This window comes from Ferrimonas sp. YIN67 (assembly GCF_057219095.1).
Window position 1 is genome coordinate 186492 of sequence record NZ_JBXVVJ010000002.1, and the last position, 16825, is coordinate 203316.

Below are 16825 nucleotides of genomic sequence, written 5' to 3' on the forward strand. Positions count from 1 at the left end.
CAATAGCCAGCCCCTTGATCGTACTCAGCAACGTCGGCAATGAAAATGGGATAAGCTCAAAACAGCGACCCATAAAGTCAGGGGAGAGCAAGCCCATGATCTGGAACTCAGTACGCCGTGTTGGCCTGGTGGCCGGTAGCCTGCTAATGGGAAGCCTGAGCGGTTGCACGGGTGACCCCGAATCCCTGGCCTTAGGGATCCTGGAGCGGGAGCGGATCACCCACTCGGCGACGGTGTCCGAGGTATTGATCGATCTGCCTGTAGCCCAGGGGACGCGAGTCCGTCAGGGGACGGTGCTGGCGCGCCTGGATGATCGCCAACAGCAGGCGATCCTGGCCCGGGCGCAGGCGGAGATCGCCGCTGCCCAGGCAAATCTGGATAAGCTGAGAAATGGTGCTCGCCCCGAGTTGGTTGCCGCAGCCCAGGCTGAGGTCTCCGGCGCGCAGGCCACCCTATTGGACGCCGAACGCAGCTATGAGCGCACCGACAACCTGGTGCGGCGACAACTGGCAAGCGAGGCGGACCGGGATCATATTCGTGCCCAGCGTGATGCCGCGCACGCTGCCCTGCGCAGTGCTCAGGAGCGCCTGCTGGAGCTGACTAACGGGACGCGGGAGGAAGATCTGCGTATGGCTGAGGCGCAACTGTCCGCGGCCCTGGCAGTGGCCGCCAGTGAGCGCAAGCGGCTTGAGGATCTGACCATTCGCGCCACCCGGGAGGGTCTGCTGGATAACCTTCCATGGAACCTTGGCGAGCGGGTCCGTCAGGGCAGCCCCCTGGCGATCCTTCTGGTGGGGGAGGCGCCCTACGCCAGGGTGTATGTGCCTGAGCCCTATCGAGCCCGGATCCGGGCAGGTGATCACCTCGAGGTAAGGGTCGATGGGATCGAGCAGGCCTATCAGGGGCGGGTTCGCTGGATCGCCGATACGCCGGCCTTCACTCCCTACTATGCCCTCAACGAATCGGAGCGCAGTCGCCTCATGTACCTGGCCGAAGTCCAGCTTCCCAAGGAAGCCTCCGATCTGCCCAATGGCCTGCCAGCCCAGGTGGTGCTGCCATGAGGGATCTCGGCGAGCCGGTGATCCGTGCCCGGGGCCTGGTCCGCCGTTTCGGCACGCTCAAAGCGATCGACGGGCTCGATCTTACCGTGGAGCCCGGGATCATCTATGGCTTTCTCGGGCCCAATGGGTCCGGCAAAACCACGGCGATCCGCATGTTGACTGGGTTATTGGCCCCCAGCGAGGGCGAGATCCAGGTGCTGGGTCAGACCCTGCCCAGGCAGGCGGAATCCCTCAAACGCCGGATCGGCTATATGACCCAGAGGTTCTCCCTCTACGGCGATCTCAGCGTTCGGGAGAACCTCCAGTTTATCGCCCGGATCTATGGATTAGGGCGGCAGCAGGCCCGGCATCGCATCGATGAGTTGCTCGGTATTTACGGCCTGAGCCAACGGGCCGACCAGTTGGCGGCCAGCATGAGCGGCGGCCAACGCCAGCGACTCGCCCTGGCGGCAGCGGTGCTCCACCGCCCCCCTTTGCTGTTTCTCGATGAACCCACCTCGGCGGTGGACCCCCAAAATCGCCGGGACTTTTGGGAGCAGCTGTTTGACTTGTGCGATCAGGGAACCAGTATCCTGGTGTCCACCCACTATATGGACGAGGCGGAGCGCTGCCACAGGTTGGCGATCCTCGAGGCGGGCAGAAAGCGGGGGGACGATACCCCCCAGGGTTTGATGGCCGCCATGGGGGTGCATGTGGTGGAGTTGACCGGTCCTGAGTTGCGGGGACTCAAGTCCCGTCTGCTGGCCTATGGGCCGGTCCGTAGCGCAGCTCAGCTGGGGACGCGCCTTAGAGTGTTGATCGATCAGGGCCAGGCCGATCCCCTGGGCTGGCTGGGCTCACTTCCGGAATGGGCTCAGATCTCGGAGTGTCAGATCGTACGGCCCAGCCTGGAGGATGTGTTTGTGATGTGCACAGGGAGGGAGCGGCCATGAACGCCCTGCGGCGGATCTGGGCGATCTTCACCAAGGAGTTGGTGCAACTAAGACGGGATCGCTTGACCTTTGGCATGGTGGTGATGATCCCCCTGATCCAACTTTGCCTGTTCGGCTATGCCATCAACACCAATATACGGGGGTTGCCCATCGCCGTGGTCGATCTGAGCCAGACCGGCCTGAGTCGCACCCTGGTGCAGATCGTCTCTGCGACCCAGGTGGTCAGGGTAACGCAAGGGTTCAGCGCCGTGGAGCCGGGGCGCCAGGCCCTGATCCGTGGCGAGGTGCGTGCCCTGTTGATCATCCCAGATGATGTGGACAACCGACTGGCCCGTCATGGCGCGGTGGGACTGGAAACACCCGGGCCCACGGGTGAGCCCTTGAGCCGACCCGTGGCGCAGTGGCTGGTGGATGGCAGCGATACTGTGGTGGCCGGTGCCATCAAGTCATTGCGCAGGATGCCTTTGGGGGAGTTGCTCAAACAGCCGGTCAATCGTCCGGTTCCCACCTTCGAGGTTGCGCTGCTGTTTAACCCGGAGCAGCGCACCGTGGTGAATATCGTACCTGGGCTTATCGGCGTGATCCTCACCATGACCATGATCCTCTATACCTCCCTGGCCATCGTCCGGGAGCGGGAACGGGGCAACCTGGAGCTGCTGATCACCACGCCGGTACACTCGATGGAGTTGATGTTGGGTAAGATCATCCCCTATGTCTTTGTCGGCTTGGTTCAGATGGCGATCATTCTCAGTTTGGGGCATTGGTTGTTTCGAGTGCCCATCGGCGGCGCCCTGTTTGATCTGCTGGCGGTGACCCTGCTGTTTATCGCCGCCAGCCTGGTGTTGGGCCTGTTGATCTCCACCATCGCCCGCAGCCAGTTGCAGGCGATGCAGCTGACGGTGTTTGTGCTGCTGCCCTCCATCCTGCTGTCCGGCTTTATGTTCCCCTATGAAGGGATGCCCAAAGGGGCGCAGTGGATCGCAGAGCTGCTGCCGGCCACTCACTTTATGCGGGCGATCCGTGGTGTTGTGCTCAGGGAGGCGAGTGTTGCCGATCTGATGACGGACATGATCTGGCTGGGACTCTTTACCCTGGTTGGCTTGGTCCTGGCGGCGATGAGGTTTAAGAAGACCCTGGATTAGAGCGGCGGCCACTCGTTGCGGCCGCCGCCAGTGGCACTAGAGGTAGTCGGTAACATCCAGTGTCTGTCCATGCATCTTGCCCTCCAGGGCCGCAACATAGGCGTTGGCGGTGTCGGCCGCCGAGATCCCCGGGCTGGGATCCATCCCCATCATCGCCATGGTTTCCTTGACAAAGGCCGGCGCCACGACGTTTAGGCGCAGGCTGTCGAGCTCCAGGGCCGCGGCGCGGACATAGCTTTCCAATGCCCCATTGGCCATGGCCACACTGCTGCTGCCCGGGATGGGCTGGCGGGCCAGTATGCCCGAGGTCAGGGTGATGCTGCCGCCGGGACGAACGAACGACTGGCCGATCCGCAGCAGGTTGATCTGGCCCATCAGTTTGTTATTCAGGGCCAGTTGCAGATCCTCATCACTTTGCTGTGCCAGGGGGCCGAAGTTGGCCTGACCGGCGGTGGCGATCACGGCATCTACCGGGCCTGCTGCCTCAAACAGGGAACGAATGGAGTCGGGGTTGGCCAGATCGATCCGGTGATCACCATCGCGAAAGCCCGCCGTGATCACCCGGTGTGATGCGGCCAGACGTTGTGTTACGGCCTGGCCAATGGTCCCTGTGGCGCCAATCAAAAGTACGTTCATCTCTTGCTCCTTGAAGCTGGGGGTTATTGATGGAGAGAGGATAGCTTTGTGCGTATAGTGAAAAAATAACCCCCATCTGAAATCAATTTTCACAAAATGAGAAAAATGGACCTGCTCAAGGCGATGCGTACCTTCACTCGCGTGGTCGCTCATATGAGCTTTAGCGGTGCGGCCCGAGAGTTGGGGCTGGTGACCTCGGCGGTCAGTCGTCAGGTCGCCGATCTCGAAGCCCACTATGCTTGCCAGCTGTTGTTGCGCACCACCCGGGCGATGCACCTGACGCCGGAGGGGGAGTATTTTCTGGCTGAGTTTGAACAGATCCTGGGACGGTTGGATCAACTGGCGACCGGGGCCCGGGACCGTCAGGGGACGATCGCCGGTCACTTGCGGATCTCGGCGCCCCAGAGCAGTGGCGAGTTGGGCGTGCAACGGGCGATCTCTGCGTTTATTGCCGAGCACCCTGAGGTGAAGATCAGCTGGGTGCTGGTTAACCGCTACGTCAATCTGGTGGAGGAGGGGATTGATCTCGCCATTCGGGTAGGTGAGTTGCCGGATTCGGCACTGGTGGCACGTCCTTACGCCCAGCTTCAGGTCGAGTTTGCCGCCAGCCCGGGCTATCTGGCGCGTTACGGCACGCCTAGCCATCCAAGGGAGTTGGTGTCCCATCGCTGTCTGCTCGACAGCTCGAGTCGTCAGATGCGCCGTTGGCGCTACCAGGAGCAGGGCGCGGAGCGTCATGTTCGTGTTGACGGCGTGCTGGACACGAATCAGGGGGAGTTGGTGGCTCAGTTTGCCGCCGATGGGCTAGGAGTGGTCCAGTTGCCCAGGTTTATGCTTGAGCCCTATCTGGCAGACGGGCGCCTGATCACAATGCTGGAAGCGTTTCGTCTGCCTGCCATTCCCATCTCCCTGGTTTACCCTGCGCATCGTACTAGCAGTGCGCCTTTGCGAGCCCTGGTTGATCACCTGCTGGCCAACCGGCCCGGCCTGGCGAGCTGAATCCTCGTTCCGATACGACACCTAACGAACGGTGAGTGCTGCCAGGTTTGGGGACCGGGCATGAGTATGGATGCGCCGGGTAGCCAGGTTCAGATCTCGCCGACAGCGAGACTGACTTCCAGGATCAGGCCCGGGTAGCCTGCCACGTCGATGTAGACCTCAGCATCATAGAGACCCGGGCTCAGATCGGAGGTATCGGCCACCAGTTTGAGTACATCCGGCGTGGTTTCCTTATCTGAGCTGATCTGCAACCAGTCGGCGTAGACACTGATGTTAAAGGGTAGGGCCTCACCATTCGATTCGGTGATCAGGATCTCCTCACTCAGGGTTTCGTCGGCTCCGGCACTCCAAAATACGGTGGGCTCGGACAGGTAGATGCTGGCCGGGGCATTGGCCACGATAAAGTCCGCCGTCAGGTGGGCTTCGCTGCCATCGAGCAGGGCAACCCGAGTCGTTACGGTATGGCGCCCATCGGACAGGCTTTGGGTATTCAATGGATAGGCATTGCCTTGGCTATCGGTGCCTTTGAGATCAAACGGCGGAAACTCTTCGGTTTGCAGCGGCAGTCCATCGACGGAGAAGTCGATGGTGGCGATCTCATGGGGGGGATCCACGAACACATAGATGGGACCGTCAACACTCTGTCCCTGCAAGGGAACTGCGGGGGCGCGCTGGGGGGAGTGGGAAAGCAACAGCTCCACTGCCGATGCGGAGAAGGTCGTTAGGCCCATCAGCAGGGCGTAGATGGTTAAGCGAAGACGCATGAATACCTCTAAGGGGTTTATATACTTATATATATTGGAGCTGACATGCGTCCCTGCCATGCCAAAACGGCGCATGAGTGCCGTTCAAATTTGCGGCAACGATGACAGTTTTGTAGCCGGGATGCAAACAAAAAAGGCACAGTTTCCCGGGTGCGACGCAAGCAAAAATGCCAAGTGAATTGATCGCAAAGGCATTTTGTTTTTGGCCCTGGTTAACCGGCTTTTCCTGTTCCGTTGACCTATGCGCTTACTCTGCTCTGTACCTGAGTCCCCAGGAGCGCAAGGCGCTTGTTTCTTGGTCAAGAGCGCCGCTGAAAAAGGGTATGGCCGTATGGGACAGGGCATGCTTAACGAAAAAAAAGGCCCCCTCTCCGCAAGGAGAGGGGGCCTGACTTTGTGAAAAGATGAGGCGCTTATCGCTTACCCTTGAGGAGTTGACGATGACTTTGTACCGAGCGGTACAGCTTGCCCAGATCTTTGTTCCGGGCACGTTTTTGCGCCAGGGACTCGCTGTTGTAGGCCTGTTCACGCAACAGTTTCTGATAACTGCTCAGTCGGCGTGGATCCAGGCGGCCGTCCGCCAGCGCTTTGCCGATGGCACAGCCCGGCTCGCCACCGTGCTGGCAATCGGCAAAGCGGCATTGTTGCGCCAGCTCGGTGATCTCCTGGAACACGGTATTGACCCCCTCTTCACAGTCGGTCAGTTGCAACTCCCGCATGCCGGGAGTGTCCAACAGCAGGCCCCCATGGGCCATGGGGTGCATGGAGCGTCCCGTGGTGGTGTGGCGCCCCTTGCTGTCATCCTCGCGGATCCCGGCGGTATCCTGCACGCTGCACCCCAATAGGGTATTGAGCAGGGTGGATTTGCCCACCCCGGAGGAGCCCATCAACGCCAGGGTCTTACCTATGCCGCACCAGGGGGCCAGACGTGTTGCCGTCTCGGCAGCCAGGGCATTGACGGTTTCGACCACCAGATAGGGATCCAGCGCCTGCACCCGGCTTCGAAAAGACTCGGGATCGCTGCCCTGAGCGGTGCAGAGATCGGCCTTGGTCAGGACCACTATGGGATCCACTCCTGCCTCCCGGGCCAAGGCCAGGTAGCGCTCGATCCGGCTGAGGTTGAAGTCGTCATTCATCGAAGTGACGATGGCCAGGGTATCGACGTTGGCCGCAATAAGCTGCTCTTCCAGCTTACTGCCAGCGGCCTTGCGGCGAAACAGGCTTTGTCTCGTCAGCAGGGTGATGAACTGGTGCTGATGATCCAGCAGCAGCCAGTCACCGACGGCGAGAGGGGGTGTGCTGGCTAAGAGGAGCAGATCGACCGGTCCCTGCTCGCACAGCAGTTCGACCCGGTTACGGTGGACCACCATTACCCTGGCAGGCAGGGCGTCCCACTGTTCCAGGGGCAGCTGTTGTTGAAAAAACGGTTTCCAGCCCAGCTGAGATAAAGAGAGCGGGGCCAAAGGCATTTGTGTTGGGTTCATTGTGTTTCCCGGACATCGCCCCACACTCTGTGGCGGCGATTGAAAATTTCATGGGTGGCCAGCGGCTTAGGCCGTTGGCAAATCAGTCCGGGCGTGCGCAGATCAGCGCTGGGCGTGCTCCGCGGCCCGGTTAGGCTTTACCACAATCATCTTCTTTCTCCTGTTTTTGATCTCATGACGGGGTCGATCATATCCCAAGAGGTCCTCGGGCCACCAATTGAGTGGACCAAAAGGGGAGGGGGCGCACAAGGGCAGGGTGATCCCGGGGGCGGCCGAGCTCAGTCTTGTTGCTGTCGGTACTGTCGGTACTGTCGGCGCCGGATCTCAATGATGGCGCTGAGTGGAGTGAGCCACCTCAGGGTGGGCCAGAACCAACTGCTGGCGGTATCCCGGACAAAGTTCCACTGGGTGCCCTCGGCGCCATGAAAGATCCCCCCGGGGTTTTCCAGCCACTCCCACAGCGTGATCCCCCCTGCAACCAGACCCGCACCCAGGGATCCCAGCAGTAGGGTATTGCCTAGGATCCCCAGCCAGTTCCGGCGAGAAAGGACGCTTAGGCGGAACCGGGCGCTGCTGTGGCCGAGCATGAGCACCCTCTCCTAAGTTGCGAGCACAGGACGGTTAGGCGCACTGATGTACTTCTACATTCAGATGGACGACTCCAAGCGTCTGGGGGATCTGCGCCTTGTAGTGCGCAACGCTCCTGGGGGCATTGGCGACGACGGCGATCTGGGCCGAGTAGATCCCGGGTCCGATGGCCCAGACATGGAGATCGGTAACCCTGGTGTCGCCGTCCTGCTCTAGCGCTGCGGTAACGCGTTGGCAGAAGGCGTCATCGGCTTGCTTGTCCAGCAGTACCCCGGCGCTGCTGGTGAGCAGACCGACAGACCATTTGGCCACCAGTACAGCCCCAACCACTCCCATTAGCGGGTCCATCCAGTCGACACCTGTGTACTTGGCCGCCAGCAGGGCAAAGATCGCCAGCAGTGAGGTGAGGGCATCCGCCAACACATGCAGGTAGGCGGAGCGTAGGTTGTGATCATGGCCATGGGCATCGTGGTGGCCAGTGTGGTGGTGCTCTCCATCATGATGGTGCTCTCCATCATGATGGTGCTCTCCATCATGATGGTGCTCTCCATCATGATGGTGCTCTCCATGATGATGGTGCTCTCCATCATGATGGTGGTGATCCACACCCAGGATCCAGACGCAGACGCCATTGACCAGCAATCCCAGGAGGGCGACACCAATGGCCTGGTTGTAGGCGATGGACACGGGCTCAAACAGCCGCATCACGCTCTCAAAAGCCATGGCCAGGGCGAACAGGGCGAGCAGGATGGCGCCGCTGAACCCGGCCAGGGCATTGACCTTGCCGGTGCCGAAGCTGAAGTCACGGTTTTGCGCATGGCGGCGGGCATAGAAGTAGGCGAAGGCACTGATGCTCAGGGCGGCGGCGTGGGAGCCCATGTGCAGGCCGTCTGCCAGCAGGGCCATGGAGCCATAGAGCCAGCCGGCCACCAGCTCAAGAACCATCATCACCAGAGTGATGGCAATGACGATTAGGGTGCGGGATTCGCCGGGGCGCTTCTGGTCTTGTTTGAAGGTATGTTCGTGGTGCCAGTGGTGGATCTGATCATGGTGCATGGCGCGAGTCACTTCACTGTGATGGTATATAAATGAGAATCGATTCCAATAATGACGTTCGCCATCGCGGGAGTCAATTCACTTGTTGACGAAAGGGAGCCGAGCCGGGTGTGACCAAAGCGAGCGCTCGCCTCAGCACGGCAGGCAGCCTTTCCACAGGGGGCATTTAGCCGGACAGCCAACCGGGAGGAGTGTCTGCCCGGCCCAGTATGACGGCTGAGGATCAGGCGGTGCGGGTGCGTCGAATCAGTACCAGGGGCAATAGCATCAATAAGGTTGTGGGCATTATGGGTCCCCCTCGGTATCCGGGTCGGGTTTCGATCTGGATCACCTGCTCCTCCTTTACCCGGGTGGTGAATCGGGCCAGTTCGCTTTGCAGCTTGGGGAGCATGTCGAAGACGGCCTGGTTAAAGCCTTCCTGTGCCTGCTCGGTCAGGTTCTGCCGACGATTTTGTGCCGTGCTGGTGTCCTTGGACTGATGAATGCCGGGGGCTCGTAGCAGAAGCTTCTCGCTCTTGACGTCAAATACGGCGGTATCGACGAAGGTGCGAACGCTGTTCTCGTTGCCGGGAATGGTATAGAGGCCGACGATGGTCCAGTACAGCAGGGCACTGTTGTTGGCGAAGCTTTGCGTGATCTGATCGAAGGAGATCAGCGCCATCAGTTCGACGTCGTAAAGACGTGCCACCTGGCGAAGCCCATCGAAACCGTCATTGCCCTTGAGGTAAGTGCTGGGGATGGTTTCTATGCGGTCGATGTAGTCGTACTGGAGAAACTCGGCCCGGATCTGCTCCAGCAGTGCCAGCTCCTGATCCATTGGAATGGGCCGGCGGTTGGAAGGGACGAAGGCAATGCCGATATTGGCGGGCAGTGCCACCCTGGGGATCTCGACAGCTTGACTCCGTCTGTCGCTGTGTTTCGGGTAAAGGTACTGCATCAGGCTGCTCGATACCGTCTTATCGGTGTGCCCTGAGTCTTGAATGGCGCTGCAGCCGCCAAGGGCGAGCAATAGCGTGATAATGAAAACGGATCGCATCGCTGTTTCTCCTGACTTACCGGGAAAATAAAGCCGACCTGAAGAACAGGTCGGCGACGGCTTACGCCACGGGTTCGGCAACTTCCTTAGACTTTGCAAAATACTCGCGGGTCAGGCGGAACACCACGGGGCTGAGCAACAGCAGGGCGATCAAGTTGGGGATCGCCATCATGGCGTTGAGGGTATCGGCCAGCAGCCAGACGAAGTCCAGGGTGGCGACGGCCCCCAGGGGCACCGCCAGGGTGAATACCAGGCGGAAGGGCTGGATCGCCTTATTGCCAAACAGGTACTGGACACAGCGCTCACAATAAACGCTCCAGCCCAGGATGGTGGTGAAGGCAAAGACCACCAGGGAGAGGGAAACGATGATGTTACCGTAGGGCAGGCTGGCGCCAAAGGCGGCCGTGGTCAAGGTGGCGCCACTCTGGCCTGAATCCCAGACGCCGGTCAGGATGATGGCCAGGCCGGTGATGGAGCAGACGATGATGGTATCGATAAAGGTCCCCAGCATGGCGATCAGGCCCTGGCGAACCGGGTTGTTGGTTTTGGCACTGGCGTGAGCGATGGGGGCGCTGCCCAGGCCCGCTTCGTTGGAGAACACGCCGCGAGCGACCCCGAAACGGATCGCCATCCACACCGCGGCCCCGGCAAACCCGCCTTGAGCGGCGACCGGGGTAAAGGCACTGACAATGACCAGCTCAATGGCGGCGGGGATCTCGGTGACATTCATGGCCAGGATGATCAGGCCTGCGGAGACGTAGAAGATCGCCATCAGGGGCACCAGCTTGCCGGCCACCACGGCGATCCGCTTGATCCCGCCCATCAGCACGGCACCGACCAGCACCATCAGCACGATGCCGGTGAGCAGAGGGTCGATGGAGAAGTTACTCTCCAGCGCCTGGGCCACGGAGTTGGACTGGGTGCCGTTGCCGATGCCAAAGCCAGCAATGGAGCCAAACAGGGCAAAGGCGGTGCCCAACCAGGCCCACTTGGCGCCCAGACCGTTTTTGATGTAGTACATGGGGCCGCCGACGTACTCGCCGTTACTGCCTTTTTCCCGATACTTTACGGCACAGACGGCTTCGGCGTATTTGGTGGCCATCCCTACCAGGGCGGTACACCACATCCAGAACAGGGCGCCCGGGCCACCCATGGCCACGGCGGTGGCAACCCCGGCGATGTTGCCGGTGCCGATGGTGGCGGAGAGGGAGGTCATCAGGGCGTTAAAGGCACTGATATCTCCCTTATCCCCCTCTTTATCGCTGCGTCCTTGCCACAGCAGGCGAAAGCCGGTACCCAGCTTGCGCATGGGCATAAACCCTAGGCCGATGGTGAGGAAAAGACCGACTCCCAAAATCAACACCAGCATGGGGATGCCCCATACGATGCCGTTCAATGTTGATACCAGATCCGTTAGCCAACTCATCCGTGATCTCCTGTACTTCTATGTGACGGCTGTACTTCATATTTTATGGTTGTGATCTTTATCATAAAAAGTTTCACAGCGCACAGGTGGGTTCGGATCAACTTTGTTCTTGGTTATGGTTGCTGCGACTAAGTGTGTTGTACATAGGCACTCGCCTGTTGCTGGTAGGGGCTAAAGGCCACCAGGAGTTCGGCGAAAAGGCGTGCGGCAGGGCCAAGCCGGTCGGGATCGGGAAATACCAGGGCCATGGTGAGCAAGTTGGTGTTCATGCTGGCCTGGCGTAGATGAACCAGTTGGCCGTCGGCCATGGCCTGGTGTGCCAGCTCCTCAGGAACCCAGCAAAACCCCACCCCCTGCTTGAGGATGGCGATCGCCTCGTGGAAATTTGAGAAGGTCCAGCGCTGTTCGGCTTTGAGCCAACCCAGCTCCTGATCGGCCAAAGAGCCGGTATCCCGGATCACGATCTGCAACTCTTGTGCGAGTCGATTACCGTCTATCTCGGCTTCCGATGTCAGTGGATGACTCTTGTGGCACAACAACAGCATTTTTACTACGCCCAGAGATTGTCCGCGGTAACCCGGCGGTACACGCGCCGTGATGGCAACATCACAGCGTTTTTGGGTGATGGCGTCGCTGGTGCCGGAGAGCACATTGTCGATCACGGTAAGGCGGGTGCCTCGGCTTTGTGGATAGAAATGGCTCATGGCCTGGTACAGGGCCTGGGTTGGGTAGAGGATCTCACGAGAGATGACGAGCTCAGGCTCCCAGCCCTGCTCCAGGTTGCGCGCCAACGTTTCCAACTGCTCAATCTCTGCCGTCAGGGTACGGGAGCGTCGCAACATGACTTTGCCCTGGGGTGTCAGGACCGCCTTGCGCCCTTTGACCTCCAACAGAGGGACGCCCAGCATCTGTTGCAGTTTGGCGACCGCGTGATTGAGGGATGACTGAGATTTATTGAGGGCATTGGCGGCATGGGCATAGCCCCCATGATCGACTACGGCCTGCAGGATCCGCCACTGTTCTAACGTGGTGTGAGGACGGTACATGTTGTTTCTTTTTTATCGAAAGGTGGTATCGAAATTATGCGATTTTGTTTCGTAATGGTGCAAGTATTCTTCTCCTTATCAATCGAAGCCACCGACAATAGGAATGCACCATGAAAACCTTGCTCATCGTCAATGCCAGCGCGAAGCTAGCCAATAGCCACAGCCGGGAACTCGCCCAAGGCTATCAGGATGCCTGGAGCGCGAAATATCCGGAAGGCCGCGTGTTGGTTCGGGATGTGGGGGCGATGCCGCCGCCCCACCTGGATGAGGCCACCTTTGGCGCATTCTATACGCCTGCGGATCAACTCGATGACGCGGGCCAGGAGCGTATCGCACTCTCCAACAGCCTGGTGGAAGAGGTGAAGGCGGCCGACGAACTGGTGATCGCGACCCCCATGTACAACTTCTCCGTGCCCAGCAACCTCAAAGCCTGGATCGATTTGATCTGCCGGGTGGGCGTGACCTTCAGATACACCGAGACAGGTCCGGTGGGCTTGCTTGAGGAGAAAAAAGCCCTGGTGATCGCCACGCGAGGTGGCCGCTTCAGCGAGGGACCGGCGGCCGTCAGGAATCATCAGGACACTTACCTGCGCACCGTGCTGGGCTTTATCGGGATCAGCGATGTGTCCGTCGTGATCGCCGAGGGGGTGGCTTCCGATCAGGAAGGGGTTGGGCAGGCAAAGAAACAGTTGCTGGCACGGCTGGCCGATCAGGGCGACGACGCCTCGTAATGAGCCTGGACTAGGGGGGGAGCAACCGAGGGAGGGAGTGGTTCGCTCAAGCGTTGCCATACCTGTCGGTCGGAGAGCTGGCCGGCTCGCTGTTGCGCCACCCATTGCTCGGCCTGCCAAGTGTAATAGAGGGGGAGGACCAGGCTCGGTCCGATCAGCAGCAATCGTGGATTGCTGTACCAGGGGTATAAGGGCTCTGGCGCCCCCTCTCCATAGTGGCGCTGAAAGAGCGCCTGTTGAAGTTTGGACAGGGCTTGATCATCCAGGCTGGGTGCCTGCCAAAGGCCCAGGGCAAGGCGAGCTTCAATCAGTTTGTATGCCGGATAGCGGGGTTTAACGCGAAGTTTTTCTCCGGCGATCGCCTCCTGCAGGACTGGGTCGCGGGCCCATTCCAAGGCCCATTGGGCCGCGGCTTCGTACTGAGAGGGGGCCGGTTGTTCGATGGCCTGTCCCTGCAGCCTTCCCAGCGTTTGTCCGACCAACTCGGCCCATTGATACCAGTGTGATGGCCGCCACGGCCCTTGACGGTGATGCAGCTCCAGCTGGGCGGGGGTATGGTTGATCCAGTGATTTTGCGCAACCACTAGTTGGGAGTGTGGCCCTGGCTGCAGCCTGAGGTAGCCCAACAGCCGCCGTTCCTGCCAGATCTGCCAATGCTGCTCCTCGATCTCCTCCAGGGTCAACGCCAGTTTACCTGCCAGGGCCGCAATCAGCGCCGGGGCCATCTGTTGTGATGATTGGCCAAGCACCGGCTCAGCCTCCCCTGGCAGGGCAGGGTGACGCCAGGGAAGGGTGGTGTCATCGGGCTGGAGATGATCGAGCAGGGCTTCCGCCGACACGGGCAGGGCGGCAAGCTGCTGTTGCTGGGGCGAGGCGAAACCGGCCATGCGGGCTGCGTGCCATTCCAAGCTCAGGAGCTGGGTTACCAGGGGGGCATTTTGCGGGTAGCCCCGATTCTCAAAACGTCGCCAGATGGCTTTGCGGCAGCCTGCGTGGCTTGCCTGTTGTAAATAGGTTTTAACGGTCCGGGGCGCAAGTACCAGGGTGTAGGGAGGCTGGACCGGACTATCATCGAGCCGGATCCCTTGCAGGCAGCGAGGATCATTTAACACCAGGGTCTTATTGGCGGTGTGACTGAGGTGTCGCCAGTGCGCCAGCAGGGCATCGTGTTCGGGAGGGGTCACCGGCTGAGCCAGGTGAGGGGATAGCGCCGTGCGCAGCGCAAGTGCACAGCGTCCGAGTGCGTTGGAGTCCATGTCTTGGGCTATTCGCTGTAGCTGGTCTTGAAGCAGGCGTAGCAGCAGTAACTGCTGGCGCGATGAGGACTCTTGTTGAGCGACTTCAATCTGGCTCAGGCAGTGATCAATCAGATCGGCACGAGCCGGAAAGACGCAGAAGACCACGCAGCAAAGAAACGCCCCGATCGTGATCGGGGCGTTGTGTCTGCGAGTGCGGGGCTTAGCCCAGCGGCTGCCCACCAAACCACTCCTTGGCCATGGCGATCCGCTCTTTGACGGTGAAGCTCTGATCGCCTAGGGATTCGATCTTCTTGAGCCTGGGGAGCAGGCCCTGATCGTTGGCGATCTGAATGGCCAGGCCGGGTCGGGCGTTGAGCTCCAGCAACAGGGGGCCCCGTTCGCTGTCCAGAACCATGTCGGTACCCAGGTAGCCCAGACCGCACATTTCATAGCAGCCGGAAGCCAACTCCAACAGACGCTCCCAATGGGGGACCTGGACAGAGAAGAGATCTTTACCCGTGTCGGGATGGTGCTGTACCGGTTCGTCATATTGAACCGCCCGTATCGCTTGACCTGTGGCGATATCGACACCGATCCCCACGGCCCCCTGGTGCAGGTTGGCTTTGCCGTCGGAGGCGTGGGTGGAGCAGCGCAACATTCCCATGATGGGAAACCCTTTGAAGATGATCAGCCGGATATCGGGTACACCTTCGTAGGAGATCCCTTCAAACACAGGATCGAAGCGGATCAAGGCTTCGATCACCGCCACATCATTCTTGCCCCCCAGGCTAAACAGGCCAGCCAGGATATTGGAGCAATGACGCTCCATATCCGCCAGGGTCACCTCGTCACCGGAGGGTTTGAAGAACTTGCCATCTTCGACCTTGGTGATCACCAGGATCCCCTTGCCGCCGGATCCTTGTGCCGGTTTAATGCAAAAACCGGTTTGCCCGTTCAGGCGTTGGGACAGCTCGGCGATCTCGTGTTGTTCGCTGATCACCGAGATGAGTCCCGGTGTGCTGATCTGGGCATCGACCGCCATCTGTTTGGTGATCAGCTTATCGTCCACCCGTTTGTATAAAGAGCGGGGGTTATAGCGTCCGATGTAGGAGATGTTACGTTGGTTCATCCCCATGATCCCGCGACTACGCAGTTTTCGAGGATCGCAAAATAGCATCACTTATCCTCAACCAGGGGCCGGAATCGGCGCAGCTCAAGCAGTCGGTAGCCGGTGTATTGACCCATAACGAGGATCAGGGCCAACACCACCAGGTGAACGCCAAGGAAGTTGAACGCCCAGTGTCGTACCAGATCATTGTCCATCGCCAGGTAGGTGATCACGGCCACCATCAAGCTGCCGCCTCCCTGGACGACCACCTCTTTGGGACCCTCTTCCTCCCACAGGATGGACATGCGCTCGATGGTCCAGGCCAGGATGATCATCGGGAAGAAGGTGATGGTCAGCCCTTCGGTCAGGCCCAGGTTAAAGGCCAACAGGGTAAAGCCTGCGATGATCCCCAGTACAACGATCACCACCGCGGATATTCGCGATATGAGCAGCAGGTTGAGGTTGGACAGGTAGGAGCGGATCACCAGGCCACAGGCGACGATCAGCAGGAAACCGATCAGGCCGGTGAGCAGTTTGGTTTGAATGAAGGCCAGGGCGATCAGCACCGGCATAAAGGTGCCCGAGGTTTTGATGCCGATCAGCACCCGAAGGAACACGACGACCAGTACGCCAATGGGGATCAGGAACAGGCCCCGCAGCAACGCTTGCTCTTCCAGCGGCAGGTTATACAGGGAGAGACCGCGGCCATTGCCGTCGCCGATCATCATATCAACGGCGGTGGCCAGGGCTGGGCGGGTATCTTCGATCATGGAGAAGCTGACGCTGGAGTTGCTGCCCCCGGTCAGTTCCAGGATGGAACCCCCATGGCGCTGCCACAGCAAGAGGTTTTCGCTGCGCCCTTCGGTACCGGAGCTGGGATCAAACAGGTAACCATTGGCCCCCTCCTGTACTTCGACCCAGGGACGCAGGGACTGACGTCGGCGGCCATCCTCCAGATTCAGTGCATACACGACCTGGGAGGGCACACCGGCGCTTTCCAACAGCCGATGGAGCAGCAGGGCTGGCTCGTAGCGGGCCAGCAGCAGGGCGACGTTTTGCTGCTGTTCCGGGTTGGCCACCATCTGCGTCAGCCGGTGGGCAAAGGAGCGATTATTGGCACTCTTTTCCCATGCCTTGGCGATCACTGCCTGTGCCGCAGTATCCAGACCCTCGTCCCACACCCGCTCTCGGACCGGGTAGGGGATCTGATGGTCAGCCAATGCCAGGTTGCCCGTGGGAACCAGGTTCGCCGTGTAGTACAGCTCCTGGTTGCCTTGCGCGTTTCGTATGGTCCACTGGGCCCGGCGATCATTGTTGACCTGAGTCATGGCCAGCCCGTAACCCGGGGAGGCCGCCGACTCGGACAGCAGGGTAAAGGCGGGATCACTGGGCAGGGCCAGGGAAGCCTCTACCGGTCCGTTGGCATTGAAGGTCACACGGGCTTCAACGGTCCAGGTGGTTTGCACACTGCCGGGGAAGAAGGGAATGTTATCGACATTATGGCGATAGCCGGTATAGATAACCCCACTGGCAACCAGCAGAAAGATCAGGAGGTAAAAAGGCTTGCGCGACACGGTG

16 protein-coding genes are annotated in these 16825 nt (G+C 60.1%); 5 read left to right on the forward strand and 11 right to left on the reverse strand.

Annotated features, from left to right (window positions below; genetic code table 11):
- The first annotated feature begins 95 nt into the window (after positions 1 to 95).
- The 3 genes from AC2D8U_RS04520 to AC2D8U_RS04530 are packed head-to-tail and all read left to right on the forward strand — an operon-like array spanning position 96 to position 3135.
- Complete coding sequence (locus tag AC2D8U_RS04520; RefSeq protein WP_484617861.1) at positions 96 to 1061, forward strand: HlyD family secretion protein; 966 nt, start codon at positions 96 to 98, stop codon at positions 1059 to 1061.
- Positions 1058 to 1993 carry an ABC transporter ATP-binding protein gene (locus tag AC2D8U_RS04525; RefSeq protein WP_484617862.1) on the forward strand — a complete coding sequence of 312 codons (936 nt, stop codon included), beginning with the start codon at positions 1058 to 1060 and terminating at the stop codon, positions 1991 to 1993. The genes AC2D8U_RS04520 and AC2D8U_RS04525 overlap by 4 nt, the downstream gene beginning before the upstream one ends.
- A complete protein-coding gene (locus AC2D8U_RS04530; protein WP_484617863.1) occupies positions 1990 to 3135 on the forward strand; it encodes an ABC transporter permease in 1146 nt (381 codons plus the stop codon). The genes AC2D8U_RS04525 and AC2D8U_RS04530 overlap by 4 nt, the downstream gene beginning before the upstream one ends.
- 36 nt (positions 3136 to 3171) lie before the next feature.
- Here the strand turns inward: AC2D8U_RS04530 and AC2D8U_RS04535 are convergent, their stop codons facing one another.
- Positions 3172 to 3771 carry a short chain dehydrogenase gene (locus AC2D8U_RS04535; RefSeq protein ID WP_484617864.1) on the reverse strand — a complete coding sequence of 200 codons (600 nt, stop codon included), beginning with the start codon at positions 3769 to 3771 and terminating at the stop codon, positions 3172 to 3174.
- Between the two features lie 105 nt (positions 3772 to 3876).
- Between AC2D8U_RS04535 and AC2D8U_RS04540 the strand changes: the two genes are divergently transcribed.
- Positions 3877 to 4770 carry a LysR family transcriptional regulator gene (locus AC2D8U_RS04540; protein ID WP_484617865.1) on the forward strand — a complete coding sequence of 298 codons (894 nt, stop codon included), beginning with the start codon at positions 3877 to 3879 and terminating at the stop codon, positions 4768 to 4770.
- A gap of 89 nt (positions 4771 to 4859) precedes the next feature.
- Here the strand turns inward: AC2D8U_RS04540 and AC2D8U_RS04545 are convergent, their stop codons facing one another.
- From AC2D8U_RS04545 to AC2D8U_RS04575, 7 genes are all read right to left on the reverse strand, one after another.
- The gene (locus AC2D8U_RS04545; protein WP_484617866.1) at positions 4860 to 5534 is read right to left on the reverse strand and encodes a hypothetical protein; all 675 of its coding nucleotides are present in this window, start codon (positions 5532 to 5534) and stop codon (positions 4860 to 4862) included.
- A gap of 413 nt (positions 5535 to 5947) precedes the next feature.
- Positions 5948 to 7018, reverse strand: coding sequence for a ribosome small subunit-dependent GTPase A (rsgA, locus tag AC2D8U_RS04550; protein WP_484617867.1), 1071 nt, complete (start codon positions 7016 to 7018; stop codon positions 5948 to 5950).
- 278 nt (positions 7019 to 7296) lie between these two features.
- Positions 7297 to 7605, reverse strand: a complete 309-nt coding sequence (locus AC2D8U_RS04555) for a hypothetical protein (RefSeq protein WP_484617868.1) — start codon at positions 7603 to 7605, stop codon at positions 7297 to 7299.
- Positions 7606 to 7639: 34 nt separating this feature from the next.
- Positions 7640 to 8662 (reverse strand): CDF family Co(II)/Ni(II) efflux transporter DmeF, encoded by a 1023-nt coding sequence (dmeF, locus tag AC2D8U_RS04560; protein WP_484617869.1) that lies wholly within the window; start codon positions 8660 to 8662, stop codon positions 7640 to 7642.
- A gap of 223 nt (positions 8663 to 8885) precedes the next feature.
- Positions 8886 to 9698 carry a rhombotarget lipoprotein gene (rhlP, locus tag AC2D8U_RS04565; RefSeq protein WP_484617870.1) on the reverse strand — a complete coding sequence of 271 codons (813 nt, stop codon included), beginning with the start codon at positions 9696 to 9698 and terminating at the stop codon, positions 8886 to 8888.
- A 61-nt stretch (positions 9699 to 9759) separates the two neighbouring features.
- The gene (locus AC2D8U_RS04570; protein ID WP_484617871.1) at positions 9760 to 11124 is read right to left on the reverse strand and encodes an alanine/glycine:cation symporter family protein; all 1365 of its coding nucleotides are present in this window, start codon (positions 11122 to 11124) and stop codon (positions 9760 to 9762) included.
- A 128-nt stretch (positions 11125 to 11252) separates the two neighbouring features.
- On the reverse strand, positions 11253 to 12170 hold the full coding sequence (locus AC2D8U_RS04575; protein WP_484617872.1) for a LysR family transcriptional regulator: 918 nt from the start codon (positions 12168 to 12170) through the stop codon (positions 11253 to 11255).
- Between the two features lie 110 nt (positions 12171 to 12280).
- On the opposite strand from AC2D8U_RS04575, the gene AC2D8U_RS04580 reads away from it, so the two are divergent.
- Entirely contained in the window at positions 12281 to 12901 is a 621-nt protein-coding gene (locus AC2D8U_RS04580) for an FMN-dependent NADH-azoreductase (RefSeq protein WP_484617873.1), read from the forward strand.
- Here AC2D8U_RS04580 and AC2D8U_RS04585 read toward each other — a convergent pair.
- Genes AC2D8U_RS04585 through AC2D8U_RS04595 form a run of 3 tightly spaced genes read right to left on the reverse strand, consistent with a single transcriptional unit; the run spans position 12880 to position 16821 of the window.
- Positions 12880 to 14379: a hypothetical protein gene (locus tag AC2D8U_RS04585; protein ID WP_484617874.1), complete on the reverse strand. Its 1500-nt coding sequence runs from the start codon at positions 14377 to 14379 to the stop codon at positions 12880 to 12882. The genes AC2D8U_RS04580 and AC2D8U_RS04585 overlap by 22 nt on opposite strands.
- Positions 14360 to 15316: an alpha-L-glutamate ligase-like protein gene (locus AC2D8U_RS04590; protein ID WP_484617875.1), complete on the reverse strand. Its 957-nt coding sequence runs from the start codon at positions 15314 to 15316 to the stop codon at positions 14360 to 14362. Before AC2D8U_RS04590 ends, AC2D8U_RS04585 begins: the two co-directional genes overlap by 20 nt.
- A complete protein-coding gene (locus tag AC2D8U_RS04595) occupies positions 15316 to 16821 on the reverse strand; it encodes an inactive transglutaminase family protein (RefSeq protein ID WP_484617876.1) in 1506 nt (501 codons plus the stop codon). The genes AC2D8U_RS04590 and AC2D8U_RS04595 overlap by 1 nt, the downstream gene beginning before the upstream one ends.
- Between the last annotated feature and the right edge of the window lie 4 nt (positions 16822 to 16825).

What these genes read in the sequence shown, in the direction of transcription:
- AC2D8U_RS04545 (WP_484617866.1), bottom strand. Translation starts at nt 5,534, where the DNA reads ATGCGTCTTCGCTTAACCATCTACGCCCTGCTGATGGGCCTAACGACC.
- AC2D8U_RS04580 (WP_484617873.1), top strand. Translation starts at nt 12,281, where the DNA reads ATGAAAACCTTGCTCATCGTCAATGCCAGCGCGAAGCTAGCCAATAGC.
- AC2D8U_RS04520 (WP_484617861.1), top strand. Translation starts at nt 96, where the DNA reads ATGATCTGGAACTCAGTACGCCGTGTTGGCCTGGTGGCCGGTAGCCTG.
- dmeF (WP_484617869.1), bottom strand. Translation starts at nt 8,662, where the DNA reads ATGCACCATGATCAGATCCACCACTGGCACCACGAACATACCTTCAAA.
- rhlP (WP_484617870.1), bottom strand. Translation starts at nt 9,698, where the DNA reads ATGCGATCCGTTTTCATTATCACGCTATTGCTCGCCCTTGGCGGCTGC.
- AC2D8U_RS04535 (WP_484617864.1), bottom strand. Translation starts at nt 3,771, where the DNA reads ATGAACGTACTTTTGATTGGCGCCACAGGGACCATTGGCCAGGCCGTA.
- rsgA (WP_484617867.1), bottom strand. Translation starts at nt 7,018, where the DNA reads ATGAACCCAACACAAATGCCTTTGGCCCCGCTCTCTTTATCTCAGCTG.
- AC2D8U_RS04530 (WP_484617863.1), top strand. Translation starts at nt 1,990, where the DNA reads ATGAACGCCCTGCGGCGGATCTGGGCGATCTTCACCAAGGAGTTGGTG.
- AC2D8U_RS04570 (WP_484617871.1), bottom strand. Translation starts at nt 11,124, where the DNA reads ATGAGTTGGCTAACGGATCTGGTATCAACATTGAACGGCATCGTATGG.
- AC2D8U_RS04525 (WP_484617862.1), top strand. Translation starts at nt 1,058, where the DNA reads ATGAGGGATCTCGGCGAGCCGGTGATCCGTGCCCGGGGCCTGGTCCGC.
- AC2D8U_RS04590 (WP_484617875.1), bottom strand. Translation starts at nt 15,316, where the DNA reads ATGCTATTTTGCGATCCTCGAAAACTGCGTAGTCGCGGGATCATGGGG.
- AC2D8U_RS04540 (WP_484617865.1), top strand. Translation starts at nt 3,877, where the DNA reads ATGGACCTGCTCAAGGCGATGCGTACCTTCACTCGCGTGGTCGCTCAT.
- AC2D8U_RS04555 (WP_484617868.1), bottom strand. Translation starts at nt 7,605, where the DNA reads ATGCTCGGCCACAGCAGCGCCCGGTTCCGCCTAAGCGTCCTTTCTCGC.
- AC2D8U_RS04575 (WP_484617872.1), bottom strand. Translation starts at nt 12,170, where the DNA reads ATGTACCGTCCTCACACCACGTTAGAACAGTGGCGGATCCTGCAGGCC.